1 protein-coding gene is annotated in these 509 nt (G+C 60.1%); it reads left to right on the top strand.

Annotated elements, in window-relative coordinates; translation table 11 throughout:
• The first annotated feature begins 111 nt into the window (after positions 1-111).
• A complete protein-coding gene (locus GWC77_RS28270) occupies positions 112-390 on the top strand; it encodes an ISAs1 family transposase (RefSeq protein WP_367949134.1) in 279 nt (92 codons plus the stop codon).
• Positions 391-509 lie beyond the last annotated feature (119 nt).

Raw genomic sequence — 509 nt, 5'->3', positions numbered from 1 at the left:
AAAGGCCAAATGAAGGGTGACCACGCCACTCGAACGGTCGCCGCGCAGTTCTATTCGCTGCTTATGTAAGGACTCCTAAGCGAATCGCCGCTTGCTCGTCATGGCTCCGTTATCGCGACACAACCGCCGGAAGTCCTTGCGCGAGCCATCCGACAGCACTGGCGAATAGAGAACAGCCTGCACTGGGTGCTTGACGTCACCTTCCGCGAAGACGACTGCCGCGTGCGTGAACGCACCGCCGTGCGCAACTTCGCCTTGCTGCGCAAAATCGCTCTTAACCTGATTCGTCGGCATCATGCATCGCGCGACAGCCTGCGAGGGCGCCGCAAAATGGCCGCCTGGGACAACGAATACATGCGCCAGGTCCTGACCGGAGTTTTTCACACATAGAGGGGGAAGACGCGCCGTTCAAACTACGCCAGCGGCTCTTTTTAGCGCGCCGGCCGCACCGCGAGGTTGACTTGCCAGAGGCATGATGGCCTCCTTGGTGTAACCGAGTCCGGTGAGTG

The organism is Paraburkholderia sp. NMBU_R16 (genome assembly GCF_013282575.1).
Lineage (GTDB): Bacteria > Pseudomonadota > Gammaproteobacteria > Burkholderiales > Burkholderiaceae > Trinickia.
This window is presented reverse-complemented; position numbering and strand designations above follow the sequence as displayed.